Source organism: Candidatus Glassbacteria bacterium, from assembly GCA_019456185.1.
In the GTDB taxonomy this organism is placed as follows: Bacteria; Gemmatimonadota; Glassbacteria; order GWA2-58-10; family GWA2-58-10; genus JAJRTS01.
In genome coordinates this window covers 1-7,322 of the sequence record VRUH01000091.1, presented here as the reverse complement: position 1 = coordinate 7,322, position 7,322 = coordinate 1, and the positions used below count along the sequence as shown (strand labels likewise).

Genomic DNA, 7,322 nt, shown 5'->3' with positions numbered 1-7,322 from the left:
CCATCGGAGAGGTGATTTCAACCAGGTTTGACTCGACTTGTTTCTCCGCTTCAGCAGCGGCAGGCTCACCCTCCGCACCTGAGGGCGCGGGATGGGCTGATGCATGAGCAGGATGGGGAACATCGACCATGGCCTGGCCGCCCGGCTGGTGCTTGACTATCTTGACCCGGCCGCCCCGGCCCTCGATCTCCAGTTCGCTGATCTCGCTCTCCTCGACCACTTTGATCAGCTTCTTCAGGTACCTGACGTCCATGAAGGTCTCTTTCGGTTCCGAGGTTTGCTCTCTGGTCACTTGTTTTCTCTTTCGTTAGAGGGACTAGCGGTCTGGGGGCGGAAACCCTAGTTGGCCCGTTCCAGATATTCGTTGGTCCGGCGGTCGACCTTGATTTTCTGGCCGACCTCGATAAAGAGCGGAACGCTGACCGTGACTCCGCTTTCGAGTTTGGCCGGCTTGGTGCCTCCGCTGACAGTATCTCCCTTGATACCGGGGTCGGTTTCGGTGACTTCCAGCTCCACGAAGAACGGCAATTCCACCATCAACAGGGAATCCTCGCGGAAAAGCCCCGTAACCTCGATATTCTCCTTGAGGTAGCGGACCTGGTCGCCGATCACATCCGCGCTGACCGGAAACTGTTCATAGGAATTGTTGTCCATGAAATAATACAGATTGCCGTCGGGATACAGGTACTGCATGGTCCTGTTTTCCAGCCGGACCTCGTCAACTTTCTCGCCGGCGCGAAACGTTTTGTCCAGCACCGCGCCCCGAAGGACTCTTTTGAGCTTGGTGCGCACAAACGCGCCGCCCTTGCCGGGTTTGACATGCTGGAACTCGACTATCTGCAGCAGTTCACCATCGATTTCGATAACCATCCCGTTCCTGAAATCAGCCGTACTCGCCAACTTGCATTCCTCCTGAATTCCAATCCAGTTATTAGATTAAGTATTATTTTTCCGCCAGCCTGCTCAGCAGACCCTCCAGGCCGAGCGCGTAACTGGCGGCTCCGAATCCCGAGACAATTCCGACCGCCACGTCGGCCAGCCGGCTGCTGTGCCTGAACTCCTCGCGGGCGAACACGTTTGACAGATGGACCTCGACAAAGGGCAGGCCCACGGCCAGCAGGGCGTCGCGGATAGCCACACTGGTATGAGTGTAGGCGCCGGCGTTGATCACGATACCCTCGGCCTCACCCTCCAGGCCCTGGATCATGCTCACCAGTTCTCCCTCGGAGTTGGACTGGTGGAAATTGAGCGCCGCCCGGCCGTCGAACCGGTCCACGAGCGCCTGCTGGATATCCTCCAGGCTGCCGCTTCCGTAAATACCGGTTTCCCTGCGGCCCAGCATGTTGAGATTGGGCCCGTTTATCACCGCGATCCGGATCATCCCGTCACTCCTGTTTCAGGCCATCCAGCCAGTCTTCGATCAAATCGACGAAATCCCCGCTGCCGGCTCCCGCCGATTCCACCCCTGTCGGGACACTTATTCCGCCAGGGCCTTCCCCGTGCTCCGGCGAGTCGCCCAGCAGGAAGTGGAATATCGTGTCAATCCGTTCCTCGTACCGGCCCTCGTCACGCGCGGCAGGCACAGGATCGGTTTCAGCACCGACCGCGGCATCCGGAGCCAGAGCTTCAACAGGCGGTTCAATTATCTGCGGAGGCTCCTTGCCCAGCCGGGCCGCGATCTCATCGATTTTAGTCTTCAACTCCGGATTGCGCTGGCCTTCCTCCACGAGTTTGTTGTAAATCTCCAGCGCCTTGCGGTCGTGACCCTGCATCCGGTAGATATCGCCCAGGGTACGGGTGATAAACATCTCGCTCTCGCCAGCCGAATCGCTCCCGCTCGAGTGTTCGGCGCTTTCAGCCTCGCGGGCCTCAGCCACACTGTCGCTTTCATCGCTGTCAGCCGCCGTCCCCACCGCTTTCCCGGTCTCCTCCGGCGGCACGGCCACTTCCGGCAGTTCAACGCCGGACTGCGAAGGCGACCCGGCGGCTTTCCCGCTGTCCCCCATCTTCTCGGAGATTTCCGCCAACTCGGCTTTCAGCCTCCGGTTGCCGCTGTCCAGGCTGGCCGCCGCCTCCAGTTCCCGCACCGCCAGTTCCAGCTTGCCGCCTTCGGCCAGGCATTCGCCCAGCAGGATCCTGGCGCTGTTGAACGCGGGGAAACGCTCCAGGCCCTCGCGGCAGAGTTTTTCCGCCCGTTCCAGTTCTCCAGCCCTGCGCAGGGCGTCGGCCAGCGGGAGAAACAGTCTGGAGTCCGGAGCTTCGGCGAACCTCTGCTCCAGTTCTGTGATTTCCTCTTGCAGCCCCATGTGTCAACTCGGTGAAGAGTCTCGTGCGACCGGCCAAGCCGCGGTCAGAACAGCCGGCCCCGTGCCTCGAGATCAGCGCGGGTGATGATCTGATTAAAATAGTCCGGACAAAATGCAAAGTCAACTCAAATAATGCCTTCAGACCACTGCGGCAGGCACTTACGCCATGCAAACGGAAGACATCTCCCTCGGGGGTCGGGCGCTTCATCGTAAATGTAAGACAAACAGATAAATTGATTGACGTACGATTGCAGAGCTTATAATTTCATCTGTTGTTGAGTTCTGGGCGTTGCATGCCCGTAACGCCGTGTAGAAATCCGATCGTGGAAGGCTTTTACCTAAAATAATCAGCGAGGTGTTTTTCAGCCATGATGCAGACTTTCCGCAATAATATGAAAATTATTTTCTACATCCTGATCTTTTTCTTCGTCGGCTGGATGGCCGTATCGCTGACCGGTCTCGATGACTACCTGATGCAGCAGAGCCAGCAGGAGATGCTGGGCATGAAATACGCCGGGGAGATTAACGGGGAAAAAATCGAGCGCACGCTCTATGAGCAGCGCGTGCAGAACACCGTCAACCTGGCCAGCAGCCAGCGGGCCAGCGGCAGCCTGTCTGCCTGGGAAATCGACCGGATCGCCGACCAGGTGTGGAACGAAATAGTCAACCAGGTGATACTGGGCAAGGTTTACGAGAGCCGCTCTATCGGAGTGTACAACAGCGAGATTATCGAGTATATCCGCAGCAACCCTATCCAGGAGTTGCGCGAATCCCCGCAGCTGCAGACCGATGGACGGTTCGATTTCGAGAAATACCTGTCCCTGCTCTCCAATCCGGCCGCGGCCAACCTGATCCTGGAACTCGAGAACGATGCGCGCCAGAAAATCCCCAGCCTCAAGCTGTTCCTCGAGGTCGCTTCGCTGGGCAAGCTGACCGACGCGGAAGTGGAACGGGCGTTCCGGGCAGTTCAGGAGCGGGTCAGCGTAATCTACCTGTCGTTCGACCCCGACTCCCTGGTTAACGACAGCGAGGTCAGCGTTACCGAGCAGCAGGTGGCGGACTATTACGATCAACACAGCGACCAGTACCAGCGGCCCGAGACTGTCAACCTGCAGTACGTGTTCCTGCCGCTTATTCCCAGCGCCGAAGACACCTCCGCAGCGCTCGATTCGCTGACAGCGATCGCCGGTATCCTGGCCGGGGGCGAGGAGGAGTGGGACAGCGTGGCCATGCGCTATTCCCAGGGACCGCTGGCGGCCAGCGGCGGCGATCTCGGCTGGTTCTCCCGCGGCGACTATACCGACGATGCGATGGTGGAGCTGGCCCTCTCCCTGAAGCCGGGCCAGACCAGCGATCCGACGCTGACTGCTTTCGGATACCAGCTGGTGCGTACCGACAGCGTCCGGGTCCAGGATGGCGAGCGCGAGGTCAAGGCGCGCAGGATCCTCACCCGGATAATGTCCGGTCGTAAAACGATGCGCGAGGTACGGGCCAGAACCCGCAGCCTGCGCAAGCTGATGGCCGAATCCGCTGATTCATTCGTCAGGGTGGCCACCGACAGCGGACTGGTTGTCAGCGAGACCGGGGAATTCGCCGTTGGCGGCCAGATTCCGGGCCTGCAGCTTACCCGCGAGTTAATGGACTTTCTCTATGGGGCCAAGGAGGGTCAGCTGAGCTATCCGATCACGGTCGTGCGCCAGGGCGTGCAGGCCGAGGAATCAGTGATGCTGGCTAAAGTCACCCGGCGCAAGGAAGAGGGACAGATCCCGCTCGAGGAGGCCGCGCAGTCGATCCGCCGTCTGTTGAGCTTGAAGGCCAAGAAGGAAGTTGCCCGCGGCCGGGTCGAGCCGATGATCGAGGGCTACGAGAGCTACATGAACCTGACGAGTTTCGCCGAGGACAAGGGCCTGGCTGTCGACACCAGCGGCATGTTCAGCCGCGCCAGCGGCCTGACCGGCCCGGGGCGCAACAACGAGTTTATCGGCACAGCTTTCGGATTACCTGTTGGTCTAAAGAGTTCGCTGATTGAGACCGATTACATGTATTATCTGCTGGAAGTCGTCCAGCGCGAAGAGGCCGACATGGACAAGCTTGCCGAAAGCCGCAAGCGGCTGGCAATACAGTTGATTTCGACCAGGATGCAGGCGTATTTCGCCATGTTCAGCTCCGAACTGATGAAAAGCATGGACGTCAAGGACTTCCGCGATATCAGATCAACGGCCAACTCAACCGGCGGCCAGGCAATGGCCGGGGATGAGAACGATTAAATAACCGGCTGACAGGGAGCTGTAGCCATGTCGCCTACGGTGGAATATTACAAAAATCTTCTGGACAAGCTGTTCGACGGGATCGTGTGTGTCGACAGGGAAAAGAAGATCACTTTCTGGAATAAAAGCGCCGAGAATATCAGCGGATACGCGTTTAACGATGCAGTCGGCAGCTTGGTCTGCTCGGAGATAGCGACCCATTGCCCGGACATGGAAAGCGACGGCTGTGGAGACAACTGCCCGATCGAGTCGACCCTCAAGGACGGCAGGACCCGCGAGGCGGAGCTATTCCTTCTGCACCACGAGGGAAACAGAATCCCGATCGCCTGCCGGATCGAACCGATTCACGATGCCGACGGCAAGATCAGCGGGGTCGTCCAGATCTTCCACGACAACAGCTCGCGAATCGCGGCGCGCAACGTGATCGAAAAACTGCGCAAGCTGGCCCTGATCGACCCCCTCACCGGCCTGGCCAACCGCCGGTACCTGGACAAGGTTATCGAATCCAAAACCGACGAGATGAAGCGTTACGACCTGGACTTCGGCCTGATGTTCATCGACATCGATCATTTCAAGCGGGTCAACGACCGATACGGGCACGAAGTTGGCGACAAGGTACTGTGGAGCGTGGCCCAGAATCTGTCGACCGTGATCCGCTTATCGGATATCGTGGGCCGCTGGGGCGGCGAGGAATTTGTGGCGGTAGTGCTGAATCTGGGCATGGGTGAACTCGAGGTTGTGGCGGAAAAGATGCGCAAGACCATCGAGGGGCTGGAGATCGCGTGCAACGGCGATTCAGTGCAGGTCACTATCTCGATCGGCGCGACGCTGGCATCGTCCGGGGAGGACATGGATAAAAGAGCGATCCTGAAAAAGGCCGATGAATTGATGTATGCCAGCAAAAACAAGGGCCGCAACCAGGTAACTATCGGTTAGCGGTCTGGCTGGTCCCGGGGCAAGACTAGTTCAGATGAACCACCGGAACAGGTAAAAAGCAACAAAAATCCCCAGAATTCCCACCAGATTCAACGTTATTTCCAGCGGTCCCAGAGTCAGTGCGATAATCACCAGATCGAGCGTCACCGGTCCGAAATTCCCGGCGATCGAGGTCAGGAAGAAGTCCTTGGCCACTCCGTCGGGCATCACCGTAGCCAGGATCTCGCCCAGGTATCCTCCGATCAGCATCCCGACAATCAGCACGGTCAGGTAAACCGGAAACCGTCTGCGTTGCACCATTGCCTCCACGGCTGACAGTTACGTGATTTTTCGTCCGTATTTTTTCAGCCCGTTCGCGCCTCGGCCAGCCTGCCGTCGGTCAGTTGCGGAATCCGTCGGCAGAAATGGAAGCTGCACCAGCCGGTAAACCCACCGTAGAGCAGGCTGAACAGCAGTACCGCGGGCCACAGCAGCACCAGCACGGAATTATCGGCCATGGCCGCAGCCACCAGCAGCAACTGAACCGTGTTATGCGCCAGCGCGCCCAGAAAACTGACGCCGGCGAAGCCCATAACGGGCATGGCCCAGCGCACTGCCAGCGCCATCACGATAAAAGATACTGCGCCGCCGCCAAAACTCAACAGGAAAAACGGGGTGAACAGTCCGCCGCGGAAAACTGCTCCGATCATGATCCTCAGAAAATGGACCGCGGCGGTTACCCGCCAGCCCGCGCCCACCAGCAGGGCCAGGGTGACAATATTCGCCAGGCCGATCTTGATCCAGGGGATCGGCTTCGGTATCGCCGAGTCGAGCGTGAACAGGATTATCTCGAACACGGTGGCCGCGGCGATCAGGCTCAACCGCTCGATCCTGCGCCTCACCTCCTCTGCATCCCGGAGATTCCGAGCGGCGCGTTCAGCGGGAGATTGCATCCAGACCTCCCGATTCGCCTCCGGCGGCTGATTCCAGGCGGGCCATGACCCTGCTGGGAGCGCAGACGATAATCTCTCCCGCCCGGGCGATATGGCCGGTTCGCTCACAGATTTTCAGCCGGCAGGGAGCTCCCTCGAACCAGACTTCGCCGCCGCGCTGCAAAACTTTCAACCGTCCCAGCCGGCCCTCGATAACAAGTACCGTATCCGTACCGACCGGCAATTCGGCCACCCGCTCATCGCCCACCCGGATCACGGTGGTCAGCGGCCCCCCCCTCTCGCCGCCGAAGAACCTGAAACCGTAAAACAGCACCGATACCGTCAGCACCGCGCCCAGCAGCAGCCAGTCTGCTGTGGTCACCAGCGGCGGTAGTCTGAAATCGGATCGGTTCATGGGAAATCAGGTTCAGTAAATCGGTCGCCCGTCAAGATCGGGCTGCATGATTTTCAGGAAATCTGCAGTGGCCCGGAAGGTTATTTCTCCTCCCTCCCGGTCGCCGTCGGCAGCGTAAACTATCAGCCCGCGGGCGCCCTGGCTCTCCAGGAACCGGATACCCTCAACGGGTCCCAGCACGAACGCCGCCGTGGCCATTGCATCGGCCAGCAGGCAGCTGCCGGCGATCACGGTGACGCTCATCACGGCATGCTCCATCGCCGGAAACCCGGTGGAGGGGTCAAGAATGTGATGGTAGCGGAGTCCGTTACGGATCAGGAACCGTTCGTAGTCGCCGCTGGTGGCCACGTACCACCCGGCGCTCTGGTTGACCACTCCCAGGTGGCTGGCGGCCATCCGCGGGTGCTGGATACCGACTCGCCAGTTGCGGCCGTTGGAGCCCACACCCAGCACGCCGATCTCTCCGCCGAGGTTGACCAGCGCGTGC

Annotated in this window: 9 protein-coding genes and 1 pseudogene (1 of these 10 running past the window's edge); 2 read left to right on the top strand and 8 right to left on the bottom strand. The window is 59.6% G+C overall.

Annotated features, from left to right (window positions below; all coding sequences use genetic code 11):
• The 4 genes and pseudogenes from accB to FVQ81_17570 all read right to left on the bottom strand — a co-directional run.
• A pseudogene (gene accB, locus FVQ81_17585) lies at positions 1–253 on the bottom strand (acetyl-CoA carboxylase biotin carboxyl carrier protein); it reaches 227 nt to the left of the window's first position.
• Between the two features lie 86 nt (positions 254–339).
• Complete coding sequence (gene efp, locus FVQ81_17580) at positions 340–900, bottom strand: elongation factor P (protein MBW7998343.1); 561 nt, start codon at positions 898–900, stop codon at positions 340–342.
• A gap of 43 nt (positions 901–943) precedes the next feature.
• The gene (aroQ, locus tag FVQ81_17575) at positions 944–1,378 is read right to left on the bottom strand and encodes a type II 3-dehydroquinate dehydratase (protein MBW7998342.1); all 435 of its coding nucleotides are present in this window, start codon (positions 1,376–1,378) and stop codon (positions 944–946) included.
• 7 nt (positions 1,379–1,385) lie between these two features.
• Positions 1,386–2,306, bottom strand: coding sequence for a tetratricopeptide repeat protein (locus FVQ81_17570; protein ID MBW7998341.1), 921 nt, complete (start codon positions 2,304–2,306; stop codon positions 1,386–1,388).
• Between the two features lie 368 nt (positions 2,307–2,674).
• Here FVQ81_17570 and FVQ81_17565 point away from each other — a divergent pair, with 368 nt between their 5' ends.
• Positions 2,675–4,573: a hypothetical protein gene (locus FVQ81_17565; GenBank protein MBW7998340.1), complete on the top strand. Its 1,899-nt coding sequence runs from the start codon at positions 2,675–2,677 to the stop codon at positions 4,571–4,573.
• 27 nt (positions 4,574–4,600) lie between these two features.
• Positions 4,601–5,509 (top strand): sensor domain-containing diguanylate cyclase, encoded by a 909-nt coding sequence (locus FVQ81_17560; protein ID MBW7998339.1) that lies wholly within the window; start codon positions 4,601–4,603, stop codon positions 5,507–5,509.
• A 30-nt stretch (positions 5,510–5,539) separates the two neighbouring features.
• Here FVQ81_17560 and FVQ81_17555 read toward each other — a convergent pair whose 3' ends face one another.
• The 4 genes from FVQ81_17555 to FVQ81_17540 form a co-directional block, all read right to left on the bottom strand.
• Complete coding sequence (locus FVQ81_17555; GenBank protein ID MBW7998338.1) at positions 5,540–5,809, bottom strand: DUF4321 domain-containing protein; 270 nt, start codon at positions 5,807–5,809, stop codon at positions 5,540–5,542.
• A gap of 44 nt (positions 5,810–5,853) precedes the next feature.
• Positions 5,854–6,441 carry a Gx transporter family protein gene (locus FVQ81_17550; GenBank protein ID MBW7998337.1) on the bottom strand — a complete coding sequence of 196 codons (588 nt, stop codon included), beginning with the start codon at positions 6,439–6,441 and terminating at the stop codon, positions 5,854–5,856.
• Entirely contained in the window at positions 6,425–6,835 is a 411-nt protein-coding gene (locus tag FVQ81_17545) for a NusG domain II-containing protein (protein MBW7998336.1), read from the bottom strand. Before FVQ81_17545 ends, FVQ81_17550 begins: the two co-directional genes overlap by 17 nt.
• A 12-nt stretch (positions 6,836–6,847) precedes the next feature.
• The coding region (locus FVQ81_17540) for an FAD:protein FMN transferase (protein MBW7998335.1) at positions 6,848–7,322 on the bottom strand (475 nt) is incomplete at its 5' end.

Coding starts and splice junctions, on each gene's coding strand:
- FVQ81_17570 (MBW7998341.1), bottom strand. CDS start 2,306: ATGGGGCTGCAAGAGGAAATCACAGAACTGGAGCAGAGGTTCGCCGAA.
- FVQ81_17565 (MBW7998340.1), top strand. CDS start 2,675: ATGATGCAGACTTTCCGCAATAATATGAAAATTATTTTCTACATCCTG.
- FVQ81_17560 (MBW7998339.1), top strand. CDS start 4,601: ATGTCGCCTACGGTGGAATATTACAAAAATCTTCTGGACAAGCTGTTC.
- FVQ81_17555 (MBW7998338.1), bottom strand. CDS start 5,809: ATGGTGCAACGCAGACGGTTTCCGGTTTACCTGACCGTGCTGATTGTC.
- FVQ81_17550 (MBW7998337.1), bottom strand. CDS start 6,441: ATGCAATCTCCCGCTGAACGCGCCGCTCGGAATCTCCGGGATGCAGAG.
- FVQ81_17545 (MBW7998336.1), bottom strand. CDS start 6,835: ATGAACCGATCCGATTTCAGACTACCGCCGCTGGTGACCACAGCAGAC.